Below are 17,913 nucleotides of genomic sequence, written 5' to 3' on the forward strand. Positions count from 1 at the left end.
GCTTTTATAATTTAGCGTAATATACTATTATTTATTAAAGTATAATCTGCCAAAACCAAGGCTGCCATAGCTTCTACAATAGGGACTGCACGTGGCACCACACATGGGTCGTGACGGCCTTTCCCTTGCATTTCCACTTCTTCTCCTTCTTTGTTTATTGTTTTTTGCGTTTGCATGATGGTAGCAACTGGTTTAAAGGCAACCCGGAAGTAAATATCCATCCCGTTGCTAATACCGCCTTGTATTCCTCCCGAATAATTTGTTTTGGTTGTACCGTCCTCATTGTAGAGGTCGTTATGCTGGCTCCCTTTCATGCTGGAGCCGCCAAAACCACTTCCGTATTCAAATCCTTTAACAGCATTAATGGAAAGCATGGCCTTGCCCAATTCTGCATGGAGCTTATCAAAAACAGGCTCTCCAAGCCCAATAGGAACATTTTGGATAACGCAGGTTACAACGCCTCCAACAGTATCGCCTTCTTTGCGGATTTGCTTGATGTAATCTTCCATTTTTGAGGCCAATGCCGTATCGGGGCAGCGCACTATATTGGTTTCTGCATTGGCAAGATCCAGCTCGGTGTAGTCTTTTTCAAGTTGTATGCTTCCTACGGAAGACACAAAAGCATTAATTTTAATGCCTTTTAACATTTGCTTGGCAATGGCACCTGCCACTACCCTGCTGGCTGTTTCCCTTGCCGAGCTTCTTCCGCCGCCGCGATAATCCCTAAAACCGTATTTTTTATCATAAACATAATCGGCATGAGAAGGCCTGTAGCTATCTTTTATATGAGAATAATCGTGCGATTTCTGATTGGTGTTTTCTATAACAAAGCCAATGGGCGTGCCGGTGGTCTTTCCTTCAAACACTCCGGAAAGAAAACGAACTTCATCCGGTTCTTTACGTTGGGTTACAATGGCCGATTGCCCAGGCTTTCGCCTATCGAGGTCTAATTGAATTTTACTAAGATCCAACTCAATGCCCGCCGGGCACCCATCTATAATTCCTCCTAAAGCCTCGCCGTGAGACTCACCAAAAGTGCTTAACTTAAAGAGGTTTCCAAAGGAATTTCCTGCCATAAAATTTTGATTTTGACAAATGTAAATTTTAAAAAAGAGAAACAAAAATTAAATATGCGTAATCATAAATTAATATTTAACATGAAAATATAACTATTCTTAACAATCCTATCATAAATATTTAATTTTCAGGAAATACAATACCGCCATGTGTTTCTTTATTTCGTAGTACCAAATTAATACGATTGAGAAAAAGAAAATTAGAAGTCGTCGTAATTTCAGATGTGCACCTTGGCACTTTTGGTTGCCATGCAGGAGAATTACTCTCTTATTTAAATAGCATTTCTCCGGAAAAATTGATCCTAAATGGCGATATTATAGACATATGGCAGTTTAGGAAAAGGTATTTTCCAAAAAACCATCTTCAAGTAATAAAAAAAATTATAGACCTTTCTACCAAAGGGACCGAAGTATATTACATTACCGGAAACCACGACGAGATGCTCCGTAAATTTAGTGACGTAACCATGGGGAACATCCATATATTGGATAAATTGACAATGAATTTGGACGGAAAAAAAGCATGGATTTTCCACGGCGACGTTTTTGATGCCTCCATCCAGCACACTAAATGGATAGCAAAATTGGGCGGATGGGGATATGATTTTTTAATTTTGATAAACAGGTTTATCAATTGGTTTTTGGTAAAAATGGGCCGGGAAAAATATTCATTATCAAAAAAAATAAAGAGCAGTGTAAAAAAAGCCCTTAAATATATAGCCGATTTTGAAAAGGTAGCAGCCGACCTCGCCATTGAAAATGGGTACAAATATGTGGTTTGTGGCCATATACACCAACCACAAATGCTCCGGAAGGTCAACAAAAACGGTACTTGCCTATATTTAAACTCTGGAGACTGGATAGAAAACCTAACCGCCCTGGAATATCACGACAAACGTTGGGAGCTTTACCATTTCAATGAAGATAAACTAAGCCCTTTTTATTCCGACGAAGATATTAAAAGCATGAACTACAAAGAATTGTTGGCCGCAATAACCATTACGGGCAAAAAATAGAATTAATTTTTTATATTTGGAAAAACCAAAACCTACCATGGGGAAACCCGTTAAAAAACAAATATAAATTTTATAAGGGATTAACATTATTTCATGCGCCGTATCTACCCCATTGCAACACTGTTTTTTATAGTTTTCTATTGTTCTTGCTCCAGTAGCGAATCCATTTCAGAAGAATTGTTGGCCGAAATAGGAAGCGAAAACTATTTTCCTTTGGAAAAAAACAACCATTGGACCTACAATATCGAAGCAGAAACTTCGGCAAAAGATAGTGTCTGGGTGGAAAAAGACTCCTTAATTGAAGGGGAAATATATTACCAAGCCAAAGGCAATACCCAAAAAAAGGGCTTTTTTACAAATTTGATTTCCAGTTCGCTTGTGGTAAAATCAAAAAACAAACTCTTTTTAGACGGAAACATTAGCCAGCTTATCCCCGGTCTGGAAATTCCAGTGCATAATTTGGTGCTTTTGGACATAAAAAGCCCCTTGGGCGGTGAACTTTATACAAATTCGGGCATTAGTACCTACGAATACAACAAATACATTCTTCATATAGAATATACCGTTTCTACCAAAACAGAAGCTGTTTTAAACGATTATACCTTATTTGATGAGACTTACAACAACGTTATAAAAACCTCCTTAACGGTTAACATAAAAGGGATTTTAACTACAGATGTAGATGGGTACGAACTAACAATTCCCGTAATCAAGGATCAAGATGCCATTATTTCCACCCAATATTTTGCACCTGGAATCGGACTTATTTATAATGAAGCTGCCATAGCTTATCAACTTTCCAATCTCGATCAACTGGAGGGCAAACTTCCTTTTCCTACAGAATATTCAGAGGTTATTACCCAAAGTATTGAAGATTTTTCTATTTTGAATTAAAGATTATTCATCATAAAATTGAAAGTGCCCATATATTCTTATAATATTTTGGTAATATTGACTTCTTTCTTCACAAAATCTTATTAAAAGACATTTTTTGTATTTATCTACATTATAAAATTTAGTATTTTTAGATTAATTACCTCGGGAATCCCGGGATTCATTTTTAAAAATAAAAATATTTCGACATTGATGCCGGAAAAATATCAAATCTCACTTGGTGAGTAAAACTAACGAACTATGCAGATAAATTTTGAATACGACAATGTTGCTGCCAGCAGCCGTTTGGAAGAACTGACCCGAAAAAGAGTAAATAAGCTGGTTGATAAATACGATTTTATTGTAAGGGCCGACGTGTTTTTTAAAACAGAAAACACATCTTCCAAAAATACGGGTAAAATTTGTAAAATCAGGGTTAGCGTCCCGGGGCCACGCCTTTTTGCAGAAGCATCCCATGAAAAGTTTGAGATGTCCATTGCCGAGGCCACCGAAGACCTGGATAAACAACTAAAAAAGAGAAAAGAAAAAATGAAGGCCAGGAAATAGCCTATTTAAAATAATATCAATTTTCCCTAAAACTGCTACACAATAAAATTTAAAGTGAATTTTTTAAAATAATTAGTCGTGGAAAAAATGGGAATAATAGCAACCAATGAAAATCAGATAAAGTTTATATTCGATTCAAGTACGAAACTTGGGCGCGAATGTCAGGCTTATGCAGCTTCGGCAGGGGCCAAAATATTGGCCATAGATATCAACAAGACCAAAATAGCCGATACGGAATGGGCAGAAATAGCAGAGCGGGTGGGCAAAACGTTGCCTGAGCTCATTGCCACCGACCATCCTGCATTTACGAATACTTATGGTACCAACGTGGAACTGGATGAAAACGATGCCCTTAAAGTACTTAACAAACATCCGGAAGCATTTGTTTACCCCATTGCAATACGTGGAAACGAAGCCATTGTGGCGCATTCTTTTTCGGATGTGCTAAAATTGGTAAAACCGGATTCCTCGGGAATTGACATTCCTTAAAAAACAAAGGCCTAAAAGCGGCATACCATTTTTAGGCCTTGATATTATTTTAAAAAGGAGGCTTTTCTTATTGGTTTCCTTTTTTATAATCTGCAAGGAATTTTTCCAAGCCTATATCGGTCAATGGGTGTTTTAACAATCCCGTAATTGCAGAAAGTGGACCGGTCATAACATCGGCACCAAGTTTGGCACAATCTATTACGTGCATGGTATGGCGCACGGATGCGGCCAAGATTTCTGTTTCAAAACCATAATTATCGTAAATCAACCGGATGTCGGCAATCAATGCCAAGCCATCGGTAGAGATATCGTCCAGCCTTCCAATAAAAGGAGAAACATAGGTTGCCCCAGCTTTTGCGGCCAACAAGGCCTGCCCGGGAGAAAAAACCAACGTACAGTTTGTTTTAATGCCTTTATCAGAAAAATACTTAATTGCCTTTACCCCATCTTTAATCATGGGAACTTTAACAATAATCTGCTCGTGCAAGTCTGCCAGTTCTTCGCCTTCCTTTATAATGCTGTCAAAATCGGTTGCGATAACTTCGGCAGAAACATCGCCTTCCACTAAGTTACATATGTCAACGTAATGCTTTAAGATATTGTCTCGTCCCGTAATTCCTTCTTTTGCCATTAATGAAGGGTTGGTAGTTACACCATCTAAAACCCCTAAGGCTTCTGCTTCAGCAATTTGATCTAAATTTGCCGTGTCTATAAAAAATTTCATAACCTAAAATACTGTTCTTGATTTTACAATTTTATTAATACAGTAAAGATACTGCTCTATTTTGTCTTTTTATACTAAAAAACAAATAACATTTATAAAGTTATAATTTAATAACACTTAGTTGGGTATTTTAAGAAAATTCTAAGAGAAAGCAGTTAAATTGAAGGCATAAAAAAAGGCAAGCTACCTACATCGCACCGCTACAACCATATACCCTTGCTGCGTTCCCGCCCTGGGGGATTCTATAGGAGCTGGTCGTGTAGGACTTGCCGGGTGCAAATTTACAAACTTTTTATGTTAGCACAATAATTTTACTATCTTAATTTTATTAAATAAATTGCTTAAAAAATAAAACATGGCCATGTATTTCTATAAGTTTTTAATCGTCAGTTTTTTAGCGGTGTCCGTTGGCGGATGCAATGGCGCCAATTCTTCCGGAAAAAATCTTTTTTCTCTTAAAATAGATTCCAATACCGGTAAAATCCAGCAGGGAAGCACTATAAATGTGAGCCTCAAGAACCGGAAAAATAAGGAAATAGATTCGGTTACCTATACTTTGCACGGTAACCCCATTAAGCTTAACAACAACGCGTATACCATAAATACCGATAAATACGGCATACAAAATTTGGAAGCCACTGTTTTTTTTGAAGGTGAATCGGTAAAAATTTCGGAAGACATTACAATCCTTTCCGATAAAGCCCCAAAAGTGTATACATATGAAGTAATTAATACATATCCCCACGACATGAAAGCCTACACACAAGGACTGGAGTTCTATAACGATACCTTATACGAAAGCACTGGGAACCCGGGTAGAAATGGGCAATCCTCTTTGAGAAAGGTAGATTATAAAAGCGGGGAAATCCTTAAAAAAATCGACTTGGATAATATGTATTTTGGTGAAGGGATAACAATTATCAACAACAAAATATACATGCTTACCTGGCAAGAAGGCACCGGGTTTGTATACGACCTACACACTTTTGAAAAATTGAGCACCTTTAAGTACAACAAAAGCAAAGAAGGCTGGGGACTTACACACACAAACGACGGGAAAAAAATATACAAAAGCGACGGAAGCGATAAAATATGGATCCTGAACCCCGAAACGCTGGCCGAAGAAGATTTTATAGAAACCGTTACCAATACCTCTGTTTTTAACAGGGCCAACGAACTGGAATATGTAGACGGCAAAATCTACGCCAACGTATACCAAAAAGACAGCGCCATGATTATCGACCCAAAAACGGGCGCAATTATCGGGGTTATAGATTTTAGGGGATTAAAAGAAAAGGTAAAGCAGCACCCCTATTTGGACGTTTTAAATGGAATTGCATACAACCCAAAAACAAAGACCTTCTTTGTTACCGGAAAAAATTGGGATAAACTCTTTGAAGTAATTATCAAAGAGAAATGATTTTTAACATCTAAATAATTTGCCCAGTATTAAATATTATTATTTATACAATAATTATTCCCATAATTATTGTCTTTGTAATTTTAGTATCTTGGTTATTTACAAGAAAGAAAATATCAAACAACAATCGTAATGATTGGGAAAATAAATTGAAATATTTAGAAGAAAATAAAAATGAATTCTGGAAAGAACTGAAAAAAGAATACGGAAACACAAACCAACATAATTGAAAGAATATACAGAAATAATCCATGTACAGGAAGAAGACCTAGACGATTTAAAACATGTTAACAACGTGCGGTATGTGCAATGGATTCAAGACATTGCAAAAAATCATTGGTTGAAAGAAGCCTCCAAGGAAATGCTCGACGCCTATATTTGGATGGTCCTTACGCATTATATTGAATACAAGGGACAGGCATTTTTAAACGATGAAATATTGCTTAAAACATATATCGAAAAGGCCAAAGGGGTTACCTCTACCCGTATTGTGGAAATCTACAACAATAAAACCGAAAAATTATTATTGCGTTCCAAAACAGACTGGTGTTTGATAGACAAAAACAGCAAACGGCCCATTAGGCTTACAGATCAATTAAAGAATATGTTTACCTAAACTTAACTATTGGTTTTTCTTGTTCTTCTCCATTATCCATTTGGACATATATTTGCTAGCCTGCACGGTTTGTTGCATGAGCATGGCGCCCGTAAAATTTTGCGTTCGGTGGCCGGTCAAATTTTGAAGTATTCCTGTAATTGAAGTCTTTAGCAGTTCCTTGTGCTTTTGTCCGTCAAAACGGTGTTTTAAAATAGTTGCGCCATTTTTCCGGGCTTCTTCCCAACTGTTATTCTTATTTTGATACAAATCTACCGCCGCTTGCACAAAAGCCTCTGGATTATCAAAAACGGCACCATTCCATGGAAAGTTACCGTTTATACCTTCAGCACCAATTGTAGTAGTAACACTTGGGGTGCCATACAACATAGCTTCAACAAGCTTGCCTTTTAACCCCGCACCAAATCTTAAAGGTGCCAGGCAAACCTTGGCCTTTTGAAACTCCTTCTTGGCATTTTTTGCCCAGCCATGAACCAAAAAACCGTCTTTTTTATTGTTTAGGTTATGTACTTTATCGCCTGCATAAGCACCAAAAATGTGCAATTTAGCATCGGGTAATTTCCTTTTTATATGTGGCCAAACAGTTTCCTTTAAGGCCAAAACGGCATCCCAGTTTGGAGCATGGATAAAATTACCAATAAAAATAAAATCCTGTTTTTCTTCCCACGCCAGCCATTTTTTTTGCAACTCATTTAAATTTTCATCCAGCAAAAAAGGTAGATGGCACAATAATTTCTTATCAATTTTAAAAAGTCCTGTCAACAATGCATGTTCCGCTTCAGAAATAATCAGCGATATATCGCAGCGGTAAATACTTGCAATTTCCCTTTTGGCAAGATTGTTTTCAAGCAATTTTAAATCTCCTGCGTTATTTTCGTCTTTTAAGGCCAGCCTACGCGCATCCCTCAAAAAATGTAGGTCCTCGGTGTCTAATATTCTCAAGGCATTGGGGCAATGTTCGGCAATTCTCCACCCAAATTGTTCTTCCATCATGTACCTATCAAAAACAACCACGTCCGGTTGCAGTTCAATAATAAATTCATCAAAAGAAGCACTGTTGAGTTCGATTTTTTTTTGCTGAACCCCTTCGGAAGTCAAATCGTGCATATGTTCGCCATGTTTGGCAGGAGACGCAAAAGTTATTTGGCAATTGGCATCCATAAAAAATCGTATCAACTGAAGTATTCTGCTACCCGCCGCCGACGATGTAGGTTCGGGCCAGACATAGCCTATAAAAAGTACTTTTTTATTTACTAGCCCCACTTTATAAAAATTCGTCTATATCTCCTTTACCCTCACGGAGAATTACAGGTTCTGCGCCCGAAAGGTCGATTACGGTCGATGCCACATTATCTCCATAACCTCCGTCAATAACAATATCTACAAGATTGTCCCATTTTTCATGAATCAACTCGGGGTCTGTGGTATATTCTATCAATTCGTCATCATCGCGTATGGAAGTCGAAACGATGGGGTTTCCCAATTGCTCCACCAAAGTCTTGGCAATGGCATTGTCTGGCACCCGTATCCCGACGGTTTTCTTTTTTTTAAAATCCTTTGGGAGATTGTTGTTTCCTGGCAAAATAAACGTATAAGGCCCCGGCAATGTCCGTTTGAGGATTTTAAAAGTCGGCGTGTCTATCTGGCGTACATAATCGGACAAGTTGCTCAAATCGGCACAAATAAATGAAAGGTTGGCCTTTTCCAACTTTACACCTTTAATACGCGCAATGCGTTGCAAGGCTTTGGAATTGGTTATATCGCAACCCAGACCGTAAACCGTATCTGTTGGATAAATAACCAGCCCGCCATTCCGCAATACATCAACAACCCTTTTTATTTCCTTGGGGTTGGGATTTTCTTCATAAATACGGATTAATTCAGCCATTTTGTTACTTTTTTTTATTGTTATGCTGTTACGATTCTATGTTGTTATGTTGTTACATTGCTATGATATTACCAGTGACAACAATTAACTGTTAACAATTCTCTTTGTTTGGCGGTAACTATTAACTTTTTCTAACTGCTATACGAAGCCAATTCACTTCAACCTATTGAAAAATCTCATACTATGATGCTACGTTGTTATGCTGTTATGATATTACCCAATTAACTGTTAACAATATAACTAAATCCCTTATCGCTAATCCCTTTTCCCTTAATAATAAATCTTACCGCTTTCATCAAAACAATCATCAACCGGCCATGTTTACTTTTTTAACATCTTTTTGGGCCTTTACACGCTCGTGGGCATACACTTTTCCTTGTTCCCACCATTCTGTCATTAATTTATTGTTGAAGTAAAGCGAATTTTCGGTAAGCCTGGTTGGTGTAAAATAGGTATTCAATTTTACATCTTTGTTGATGGCCGCCAATTTTCCTTCAATAATATCATGCGACTCCAATTGGTCCAAAACAAAACTATAAAGGTTTACCATCAATGAAAAAGGGTTTTTGCCCAACACTTTTTTATGTTCCATATTTTCCGTTTCCAAAATAATGGCATCCACCTCGGTAGCTCCCATTTTAATGGCCTCACGAATTGGAATTACACAACCTAGACCGCCGTCGGCATACTCGAAGCCGTTTTTCTTTGCCAGCGACATAAAAGGCACATAATTGCACGACATCCAGATCCAATCGCAAAAATCTTCATAACTATGGTCCGTAATAGACTTATACTCTACCCTGTTCATGGATAGGTTACTTACCGTAACAACAACGTCTTTTCCTTTTTCTTTTAGAAGTTGAAATTCTTCTTCTGAAAAATTTTTGTTTATCTGTTTTCTTAAGTTTTTACTTTCACCAAAGGTCCTTTTGCGTTTTATAAGTTGCCACATTACATTTAGGTAATTAATGGCCACATATTCCTTATCTCCTTTTTTTCTTGTTACAAATGGATTGTTACTGAATATTTTACGCTGATTTACGGTTGTATAGACCTCGTATATTTTTTGAATGTTTCTATTTGCCAAATGCGGAATTAAAAGGCTTCCCGTAGAGGTCCCCAAATAAATGTCGTAATCCCTTCCTTCGTTTTCAATTAAATATTGAGCAACTCCGCCTGCAAAGGCTCCCTTGCTTCCACCACCACTAATTACTAATGCGCGCATATGCTTTTTGTTGTTTGTTGTTTTCTGCTAAAATTTTCGACTTAGGTTTTATTTTCGGCCGTATTTCTTTTTTCTAAACTCATTTTTAAACTTTCAAAAAAGCTATTCAATTTCAAGCTGGCTCGTTTCTTGGTTTTTAAATTTAGCAAAATCATAACCACTTTGCCACCATTTTGTCATTTTTCCCTTGTTAAAGATTAAAGAATTGGTTGTTAGGATTGTAGGTGTATAATAAAAATTTATAATTGCATTGCTATTTGTGGCCACAAATTTACCAATTCTTATGTTTTGATATTCAATTCTGTCTAACATAAAACTAAACATGGTCGTTAAAAGCGAAAAAGGGTTTCTGGACGGCAACCGGTTTAGCTGTGTTACTTCGGTTTGCAAAATAATGGCGTCTATTTCGGTGGCGCCCCGCTTGATGGCCTCCTCGATCGGGACCATGGTTCCAAGGCCACCATCGGCATATTCACAACCATACTTTCTTACAAGGCTCATAAACGGCGTGTAATTACTGGAAATCCATACCCAGTCGCAAAATTCATCATACTCAAAATCGTTTACCGATTTATATTCCACTTGATTTAAGGAGAGGTTGGATACGGTTACTATAACTTCTTTTTCGCCGTGCTTAAGCTCCAAAAATTCTTCTTCGGTAAGGGTATTTCTTATAAGTTGTTTTAAGTTTTCACTTTCGCCAAAAGTTTTGCTTCCCCTTAAAAAATTCCTGACAACATTAAAATGGTTGATACTTATTTGCTGGACGCCGTATTTTTCTTTGATATGAAACGGACAAATATTGAAAATACTTTGATTGTTTACCGAGGTATATACTTCTTTTATTTTTTCTACTTTGTTCAGTGCCAAATGGTTTACCAAAAGGCTTCCGGTTGAAGTGCCTAAAAATATATCGTAATCCCTTTTTAATTCTTCAATAAGGTATTGTGCTACGCCACCGGCAAAAGCGCCCTTACTTCCACCTCCCGATATTACCAATGCTTTCATTTAGGTTGTGTTTTGTTTGGCCCTCTTTTAATTTCCATCAGCTAAAAATATTATTTTAATTGATTACTTAAAAAACTTTGGGAAGTTTTATCCAGTTGTGGCATTATATTTTTCAACACCATTCTATAATCTTCGTTTTTTAATAATTCCGTGAGCAGACCTTTAGAAAATTTAGAAAATTGCCAAACCGGGTGCTTACAAGCCTGAATTAAATTTTTTAGTGATTCTTCGTTAAAAGCCTGTATTTGGAACAAATATTCAAATGCGTGCTGCCTAACCTCAAAATGTTGATAAGGCGATGTATACGATACTAACCGTTGGTAATATTGCATTTTTGTATCCGTTTTGTAGGCTGGTGTAATTAAGGCCAATGTAAGCCAAAGTGTTTCTATATTTTTGTCCTTAAAGCCTACAATTCCTTCCGTGGTATTTAAATATTGGTTCCTATTTTGTGGAAAGTTGACCCAGAGTTTCATCAATGCATTTTCTATAGTAACATAACTCTTGTCCTTAAGAAGGCTTTCGAAAGATTTTTGGAGCGCCGTTGGCACCGTGTCCAGATACATGGCCACGGCTTGCCTGTTTTTAATATTGTTGGAATTGATTGCCTTTTTGTAGGCTGTTTGGGTTTCGGTAACGGAATAGGATTTTAATTTTTTTAGCAGTAACCCAACAATTTCTGTTTGTGTAGTATCAATATAAATTTCGGGATGCTGTTCGGCATAACTTAGCAGTCCGGTTTTATCCATTTTATCGACCCGCAGCAATTCTTTGGCTAAGGTATTTTCTTTTAATAGGTTCTGGGCTTCGGCTATTGGAAATTTTTTATCCACAAACCACGTTTGTACGAAGTCTTCCAATTTGGTCTGACTTTTAGCGGAGGCAATATTGATAAAATCGTTTGTATTTGCATTTTTAAAGGCATAATCGTTTAGGTATTTTTTTATCGATTTTTTAAAAGCCCTGTCCCCTATTAAATTCCTCAACGCAAAAATAGCCCATGCGCCCCGCTGATAAAAGGTAAGACTGCTTGCATGCGGATCCAACAAACTTTCTCCTCCATTATTGGAAAGTTCTTCCAGTTGCTTGGCCGTATGAAACAATTGTACATAAAAATAATCATCACCAAAAATTTCCCTTTCGGCCAACAAAGCAAAGTAAGTGGCAAATCCTTCCTGTAGCCAGTGGTGGGTGCTGTTTTCTTCTGTCACCAAATCGCCAAACCATTGATGCGCCAGTTCATGAGCATTTACGTTGATATAATTTTTGTCGGTATAACCTATGGAATCGACCATATAACTATTCGAAAAAATTGTTAGCGATGTGTTTTCCATCCCCGCATACAAAAAGTCTTTTACCGGAACCTGCTTGTAATTTTGCCATGGAAAGGAAACCCCAATCTCGGTTTCCAGATAGTCAAATATTTTTTTGGAATACCTGTAAGTAGGTGCTACCAAATCTTTATCGTGCGGATTGTAATACATTTCCAGCGGGATTCCGCTTGCAGCGCTGTCTTCTTTTATTTTATAATTGCCAATTACCAAGGCCAATAGATAACTGCTCATTGGGTTTTTCATGTCAAACTCCCAAGTGGTTAAATTGCCCCTGCTCTTTTTGGTCTTTAATTTTCCGTTGGCAACAACCCCGTATGATTGGGGAACAGAAATGGACATGTCGAATTCAATTTTTTCATTCATATCGTCAAAGCTGGGCAACCAATTAGATGTGTACTTGCCCTGCCCCTGCGTCCAAACCTGATCAATGCCGTTTTCTTCAGAAGAAATAAAATACATTGCCTTTTTAGGATTACATAAATATTTGATTTTAAACGTATTTAAATCTTTTTTATTAAATGAATGATTTAGTATAATCTGTGTTTTATTGTAGGTGAAGTCGACTGGTTTATCATTTAAAAAAACTTCGGAAACCTGCATTTGTTTGGCATCGATTATCATTGAATCTATAGCCTTTATAATTTCAAACGAATAAACAACATTTCCGGAAACCTGCTCTTTTTCTGGAATTATTTTTATGTCAATATCTGCTTTTTTAACATCAATATAGGCAGTCTGCTGGGCAAGGCCAAAGAAGGAAGCAACTAAAAATATTGCACTTATGTATAACTTCATGGATTGTTTAATTATACTGCCAAAGTAACATTTTATTAAAAACTAGCCCATAATGTAATGAGGAAATAAGCTAACAAGGGAAAGTTTTTTAAGTACATGGTTCAAGATTTAATATTTTTGGTTTCTGGTTTTAGTCACTTCGACGAAGGAGAAGTCGCATAATATCTATAAGTTAATGAGTTAACAAGTAGATAAACGAAGAAGGGTCTCTTTTTCTATTGATGGTTTTGCTATGGAGTTATGGTGCTATTTGTTGCCAGTGGACTTGATTGTTCACTAATAACAGTTAGCAAGTGTCTATCAACTAATTTAAAATCATAATCAATGGATTGATCATGTCTTTATATAAACGTGAATAATTTCATTTCAGTATAAAAAAATCAATCAAGAAACCACGTTAATCTAGCCCCTAAAAAAAGAGTCGAAATATTTTTTGAATATTTCGACTCTTTTATCTTTTCAATATCACTAGTATTAGCTCACGACCGGACGCTTGGTTATAAACGGTTGGTCGTAATGCCGTTGTCCGGTTGCTTTATATAACGCATTGGCCAAGGCCCCCATGATTGGAGGAAAAGGTGGTTCGCCCAATCCCGTTGGGTGCTCGTTATTTTTAACAAAATGCACTTCAATATCTTTTGGGGCTTCGCTGTGGCGTATTAACCGGTAGCGGTCAAAATTTACCTGTTCGGGTTTACCGTCTTTAAAAGTCAACCCACTGTACATGGCGTGCCCAATACCGTCAACGGTGCCGCCTTCCACCATATTGGTGGCGGCAATCGGGTTTACCACCAAGCCACAGTCCACGGCACAAAATACTTTTTTAACCACTGGTTTATCTTCTTTCATTTCCATGTCCAAAATATTGGCCACATACGAATTATGGCAATAATAAGCAGAAACGCCCCGGTATACATTTCCGGTTGTATTTCCGTTCCATCCAGATTTTTCACGGGCCAATTTTAGTACTCCCGCATAACGTTCGGCATCATAATCGTTGTTTTCGCCAACGGGATTATTTTTAGCTTTTTCAAAAAGTTCAATCCTAAATTCAATAGGATCCTTTCCGGCAGCTTCGGCAACTTCGTCTAGAAAGGACTGTTCCGCTCCGGCAATAAAATTGGAGCGTGGTGCGCGAAATGCACCTACCGAAATATTGGATGGTACGTCCCACGATTCGGCCAAGTAATTTTCGACCGCCCCCGCCGGGAACCTATTGGCAAACAGCGGACTTTCGGGGATGCCTCCTGCCCTTACATGGAAACCAATTAAGTTATTATCCTCGTCAAGTGCAGCCCTATATCTGGCGTGATATGCAGGCCGGTAATTACCAAAACTCATATCGTCTTCACGGGTATAGACCAATTTAACGGGAGCTTTCATTTTTTGTGAAATTACAGCGGCTTCCACTACAAAATGGCCGTATAGCCTACGCCCAAAACCTCCACCTTGGCGTGTCATTTGTATTTCAATTTTGTCTAAAGGAAGTCCGATTCGAGACGAAACCGATTTCTCCATAAATTCCGGCGTTTGAATGGGGCCGCTTAAAATAGCCTTATCTGCCGTTACATTGGCAAAAAAGTTCATGGGCTCCATGGTATTGTGCGCCAAAAAAGGAGCTGTATAGCTACGTTCTACTATTTTAGCGGCTTTTTTAAATGCTGAAGCCGGATCGCCATCTTTTCGGGCCTCTTTGGCCAATTTAGCCGATAATGCTTCCATTTTTTCTTTGTGGCTATTGGTATTTTCCATCCCACCGGGAACTTTTACAGAGAAAGAGCCATCGCCCGAAAAATTGGCAAACTCCTCCTCATAACCCTCAAAAGGTTGCCATTCGGCTTTTATGGTCTTCTTTGCGTTCATTACTTCCCATGTAGAATTACCCACAACCACGATCAGCTCGGGAAAAGCATCGGCATCAAACATGCTTTTGGCTTTTCCTTTCTCATAAGTTTTTATACTGAAAACATCTTTAATTCCCGGCATTTTACGTGCTTCGGCATCATCAAAAGACTTTAAGGTAAGTCCAAACGCTGGCGGATGCACAATCATAGCAGTAAGCATTCCTTCTTCATATTGATCGATCCCGAACAAAGGTTTTCCGGTTACGATTTTCTTTCCGTCTACGTTTCTGGTTGCCGTACCAATAATTTTAAACTCGTCCAAGCTTTTTAATTCAACCTCCTCGGGGGCGGTCAAAGTTGCCGCCAATGAAGCTACTTCGCCATAACCTACCGAACGGTTGCTGCTTTTATGGTGAATTACGCCTGCTTCTGTAGTTACGTCTTCTACGGGCACTTCCCATTGTTTTGCCGCGGCCTGTTTTAACATATGCCTTGCAGTTGCCCCGGCCATACGTAAACCGTCCCATCCTTGACGGATGGATTGACTTCCTCCAGCCAGTTGCCGTATAAAAATAGCAGTATTAAGCGGAGCCTGCTCAACAAGTACGTTGTTCCAGTCTATGTCCAGCTCTTCGGCCACGATCATAGGCATGGATGTTTTTACATTCTGACCTATTTCGGGGTTCGGCGACATAATAGTTGCCATGCCATTATCGCCTATTTTAAGATATCCGTTAATTTCAAACCATTCTTTGGGCATTTCTGCTACTTCCTTAGGCGAAGGATTGCACGATGCAAGCCAACTAAACCCAACTACGAGTCCGCCACCGGCCATAGCCGAAGTTTTCAAGAACGATCTTCTTCCATATGATGTTTTTATAAGTGCCACGATATTATTTTTAGTGATTAGTGATAAATGTGATTAGCAAAATTGAATAACTAACTATTCTGTGCTGTGGTTGCAGCCGATTTAATTGCTTTCTTGATGCGTGTATAAGTACCACATCGGCATATATTGCCGTTCATGGCTTGATCAATCTCTTCATCGGTTGGGCTTGGGTTAGCTTTAAGCAAGGCTGTAGCCGACATAATTTGTCCGGCCTGGCAATACCCGCATTGTGGTACGTCCTGCTCCAACCATGCCTGTTGCACCGGATGCTCTCCTTCTTTTGATAAGCCTTCAATGGTGGTGATTTTTTGTTCGCCAACCGCCGAAACAGGCAATTGGCATGAGCGTACCGCTACATCTTCAATATGGATGGTACATGCACCGCATTGAGCAATGCCACAACCAAATTTGGTGCCCACTAATTGAAGGTGATCGCGCAATACCCATAGCATAGGGGTATTAGGGTCTATACTTACTTGTCGTGATTCTCCGTTAATGTTAAGTTTAAAGTCGGCCATATTCTTTATTTTTTGATTAAGTTAATAAATATTGTCATAGGATTACTTGCAAAAAACAAACATTAACTTAGATTTTAGGGAAATATTAACATTATAATGTTACTTTCTATTTCTTCTAAAAGCTGTATAGCCCAAGTATGCAAGGGTTAATATTGCAAAATATATAAAGTACGATTTTGACGAACCCTCAACTGAAGTCAACAATCGCTTCCAACGTATTTTTTTTATAATCCCTTTTTCATTTTTATTCCAGCTGAACCAAATAAGAACAGGTTTTCCAATAATATGGTCAAAAGGAACAAAACCCCAAAAGCGGGAATCAATAGAATTATCCCTATTATCGCCCATCATCCAGTAATAATCCTGTTTAAAGGTATATGTTTTTGCTTCTTTTCCATTGATAAATATTTGATTCCCTTTTAGTTTTAATTCATTATGTTCATATTCTTCAATTACCCTTTTATACAACGGCAATATTCCTTTATTTAATTGAATGGTTCTTCCTGCTTTTGGAATATAAACTGCTTCAAATTGATTTACAGTATTTTTATATGCTCCCGAATATGGAAAAACTTTTTGGACAATGGTTTCCATTTGTACCATGTCTCTGTTGGCGGCAACAACATTTGGGTTTTTCAATAGCTTTTTGACGGCTTTGTTGGTTAATGACTTAAAATAATATAAGCTGGGCTTAATTTCTCCAAACCAGTCGGTAACCCCAAAACGTTCGTACATATATTTTGGAGTAAGCTTACCTCCTTTGGTTTCTACAAAATATGCAAATTGTAGCCTTGCATTTTTTGGCAGTATTGATTTTTTATTATTTATAAAAACATATCCATTGATAATGGACAATGTATCTCCAGGTAAACCGACACAACGTTTAATTAAATTTGTTTTTTTGTCTATTGGCTTGTAATAATTTCTGTTTGGATGAAAGTTGCTCATATCCAAAAGCGTATCAGCAGGTTGGTTGAACACTACAAGGTCGTTTCGTTTTATTCGTTGAAAACCAGGCAACCTCAAATACGGGAGCTGAAACTTATTAAACCATGATGTTTCCTTTTTAGAAATAGCATCGTTAAATAAATACGACTTGCAATTAATAACTGGAATGGTATCGTGAACCATCGGGAAAGCAATTGTTGTTAATGGAATCCTTGCTCCGTAATTAATTTTACTTACAAATAAAAAATCTCCAACAAGTAACGTTTTTTCAAGTGAAGATGAAGGTATTACATACGGTTGAACAAGATATGTATGCACTATTGTTGCAACTACAATGGCAAATAACATAGAACTTATCCATTCACCGATGGATGTTTTAGGTTTCAATGACCTTTTGTTTATATATGATAAATCCATTGAAAAATAGTTTAGATATGCAACATACAATCCTAAACTACATACAACCAAAAATGTATCCAATAGAGTGTTTTTACCATAACTCCTTATAGTTTCAACCCATATTACCAGAAACATGATTAAGTTGACAATGGGAACAAACAATAATATCACCCACCATGTTGGCCGGTTTATAATTTTCATTAAAATAACGGCATTGTATATAGGGATTGCGGCTTCCCAACTTTTTCTTCCGGCCATTTTATATAATTTCCATGTCGATAAAA

The 17,913-nt window shown here is 37.7% G+C and carries 16 protein-coding genes and 1 other RNA gene; 6 read left to right on the forward strand and 11 right to left on the reverse strand.

What is annotated here, in order from left to right:
* Positions 1–11: 11 nt before the first annotated feature.
* Positions 12–1,076, reverse strand: coding sequence for a chorismate synthase (gene aroC, locus UXI14_RS10610; RefSeq protein ID WP_335966121.1), 1,065 nt, complete (start codon positions 1,074–1,076; stop codon positions 12–14).
* A gap of 185 nt (positions 1,077–1,261) precedes the next feature.
* On the opposite strand from aroC, the gene UXI14_RS10615 reads away from it, so the two are divergent.
* The 4 genes from UXI14_RS10615 (at position 1,262) to UXI14_RS10630 (ending at position 4,021) form a co-directional block, all read left to right on the forward strand.
* Complete coding sequence (locus UXI14_RS10615) at positions 1,262–2,092, forward strand: UDP-2,3-diacylglucosamine diphosphatase (RefSeq protein ID WP_335966123.1); 831 nt, start codon at positions 1,262–1,264, stop codon at positions 2,090–2,092.
* A 93-nt stretch (positions 2,093–2,185) separates the two neighbouring features.
* Positions 2,186–2,986, forward strand: a complete 801-nt coding sequence (locus UXI14_RS10620; RefSeq protein ID WP_335966124.1) for a hypothetical protein — start codon at positions 2,186–2,188, stop codon at positions 2,984–2,986.
* Between the two features lie 240 nt (positions 2,987–3,226).
* Positions 3,227–3,532 (forward strand): ribosome-associated translation inhibitor RaiA, encoded by a 306-nt coding sequence (gene raiA, locus UXI14_RS10625; RefSeq protein ID WP_277899225.1) that lies wholly within the window; start codon positions 3,227–3,229, stop codon positions 3,530–3,532.
* An 87-nt stretch (positions 3,533–3,619) separates the two neighbouring features.
* Positions 3,620–4,021, forward strand: a complete 402-nt coding sequence (locus UXI14_RS10630) for a hypothetical protein (protein ID WP_277899224.1) — start codon at positions 3,620–3,622, stop codon at positions 4,019–4,021.
* 67 nt (positions 4,022–4,088) lie between these two features.
* Here UXI14_RS10630 and fsa read toward each other — a convergent pair whose 3' ends face one another.
* Both fsa and ffs read right to left on the reverse strand, forming a co-directional pair.
* Entirely contained in the window at positions 4,089–4,745 is a 657-nt protein-coding gene (gene fsa, locus UXI14_RS10635; protein ID WP_277899223.1) for a fructose-6-phosphate aldolase, read from the reverse strand.
* A gap of 173 nt (positions 4,746–4,918) precedes the next feature.
* Positions 4,919–5,017: signal recognition particle sRNA small type (gene ffs / locus UXI14_RS10640), an RNA gene on the reverse strand.
* Between the two features lie 83 nt (positions 5,018–5,100).
* On the opposite strand from ffs, the gene UXI14_RS10645 reads away from it, so the two are divergent.
* Positions 5,101–6,165 carry a glutaminyl-peptide cyclotransferase gene (locus UXI14_RS10645; RefSeq protein ID WP_335966125.1) on the forward strand — a complete coding sequence of 355 codons (1,065 nt, stop codon included), beginning with the start codon at positions 5,101–5,103 and terminating at the stop codon, positions 6,163–6,165.
* A gap of 226 nt (positions 6,166–6,391) precedes the next feature.
* On the forward strand, positions 6,392–6,781 hold the full coding sequence (locus UXI14_RS10650; protein ID WP_335966126.1) for an acyl-ACP thioesterase domain-containing protein: 390 nt from the start codon (positions 6,392–6,394) through the stop codon (positions 6,779–6,781).
* A gap of 6 nt (positions 6,782–6,787) precedes the next feature.
* On the opposite strand, the gene UXI14_RS10655 is transcribed toward UXI14_RS10650, so the two are convergent.
* The 8 genes from UXI14_RS10655 to lepB form a co-directional block, all read right to left on the reverse strand.
* Entirely contained in the window at positions 6,788–8,044 is a 1,257-nt protein-coding gene (locus UXI14_RS10655) for a glycosyltransferase (RefSeq protein ID WP_277899221.1), read from the reverse strand.
* Between the two features lies 1 nt (position 8,045).
* Positions 8,046–8,669: an L-threonylcarbamoyladenylate synthase gene (locus UXI14_RS10660; RefSeq protein ID WP_335966127.1), complete on the reverse strand. Its 624-nt coding sequence runs from the start codon at positions 8,667–8,669 to the stop codon at positions 8,046–8,048.
* Positions 8,670–8,976: 307 nt separating this feature from the next.
* Positions 8,977–9,894 (reverse strand): patatin-like phospholipase family protein, encoded by a 918-nt coding sequence (locus UXI14_RS10665; RefSeq protein ID WP_277899219.1) that lies wholly within the window; start codon positions 9,892–9,894, stop codon positions 8,977–8,979.
* A 102-nt stretch (positions 9,895–9,996) separates the two neighbouring features.
* A complete protein-coding gene (locus tag UXI14_RS10670; RefSeq protein WP_335966128.1) occupies positions 9,997–10,902 on the reverse strand; it encodes a patatin-like phospholipase family protein in 906 nt (301 codons plus the stop codon).
* Between the two features lie 50 nt (positions 10,903–10,952).
* Complete coding sequence (locus tag UXI14_RS10675; protein WP_277899217.1) at positions 10,953–13,031, reverse strand: M1 family metallopeptidase; 2,079 nt, start codon at positions 13,029–13,031, stop codon at positions 10,953–10,955.
* A gap of 474 nt (positions 13,032–13,505) precedes the next feature.
* Positions 13,506–15,764 carry a molybdopterin cofactor-binding domain-containing protein gene (locus tag UXI14_RS10680; RefSeq protein ID WP_335966129.1) on the reverse strand — a complete coding sequence of 753 codons (2,259 nt, stop codon included), beginning with the start codon at positions 15,762–15,764 and terminating at the stop codon, positions 13,506–13,508.
* A gap of 50 nt (positions 15,765–15,814) precedes the next feature.
* Positions 15,815–16,282, reverse strand: a complete 468-nt coding sequence (locus tag UXI14_RS10685; protein ID WP_277899215.1) for a (2Fe-2S)-binding protein — start codon at positions 16,280–16,282, stop codon at positions 15,815–15,817.
* 99 nt (positions 16,283–16,381) lie between these two features.
* Positions 16,382–17,887: a signal peptidase I gene (gene lepB, locus UXI14_RS10690; RefSeq protein WP_335966130.1), complete on the reverse strand. Its 1,506-nt coding sequence runs from the start codon at positions 17,885–17,887 to the stop codon at positions 16,382–16,384.
* Between the last annotated feature and the right edge of the window lie 26 nt (positions 17,888–17,913).

The organism is Galbibacter sp. PAP.153, assembly GCF_037029175.1.
Taxonomy (GTDB): domain Bacteria; phylum Bacteroidota; class Bacteroidia; order Flavobacteriales; family Flavobacteriaceae; genus Galbibacter; species Galbibacter pacificus.

What these genes read in the sequence shown, in the direction of transcription:
- aroC (WP_335966121.1), bottom strand. Translation starts at nt 1,076, where the DNA reads ATGGCAGGAAATTCCTTTGGAAACCTCTTTAAGTTAAGCACTTTTGGT.
- UXI14_RS10620 (WP_335966124.1), top strand. Translation starts at nt 2,186, where the DNA reads ATGCGCCGTATCTACCCCATTGCAACACTGTTTTTTATAGTTTTCTAT.
- raiA (WP_277899225.1), top strand. Translation starts at nt 3,227, where the DNA reads ATGCAGATAAATTTTGAATACGACAATGTTGCTGCCAGCAGCCGTTTG.
- UXI14_RS10630 (WP_277899224.1), top strand. Translation starts at nt 3,620, where the DNA reads ATGGGAATAATAGCAACCAATGAAAATCAGATAAAGTTTATATTCGAT.
- fsa (WP_277899223.1), bottom strand. Translation starts at nt 4,745, where the DNA reads ATGAAATTTTTTATAGACACGGCAAATTTAGATCAAATTGCTGAAGCA.
- UXI14_RS10645 (WP_335966125.1), top strand. Translation starts at nt 5,101, where the DNA reads ATGGCCATGTATTTCTATAAGTTTTTAATCGTCAGTTTTTTAGCGGTG.
- UXI14_RS10660 (WP_335966127.1), bottom strand. Translation starts at nt 8,669, where the DNA reads ATGGCTGAATTAATCCGTATTTATGAAGAAAATCCCAACCCCAAGGAA.
- UXI14_RS10665 (WP_277899219.1), bottom strand. Translation starts at nt 9,894, where the DNA reads ATGCGCGCATTAGTAATTAGTGGTGGTGGAAGCAAGGGAGCCTTTGCA.
- UXI14_RS10670 (WP_335966128.1), bottom strand. Translation starts at nt 10,902, where the DNA reads ATGAAAGCATTGGTAATATCGGGAGGTGGAAGTAAGGGCGCTTTTGCC.
- UXI14_RS10675 (WP_277899217.1), bottom strand. Translation starts at nt 13,031, where the DNA reads ATGAAGTTATACATAAGTGCAATATTTTTAGTTGCTTCCTTCTTTGGC.
- UXI14_RS10685 (WP_277899215.1), bottom strand. Translation starts at nt 16,282, where the DNA reads ATGGCCGACTTTAAACTTAACATTAACGGAGAATCACGACAAGTAAGT.
- lepB (WP_335966130.1), bottom strand. Translation starts at nt 17,887, where the DNA reads ATGGCCGGAAGAAAAAGTTGGGAAGCCGCAATCCCTATATACAATGCC.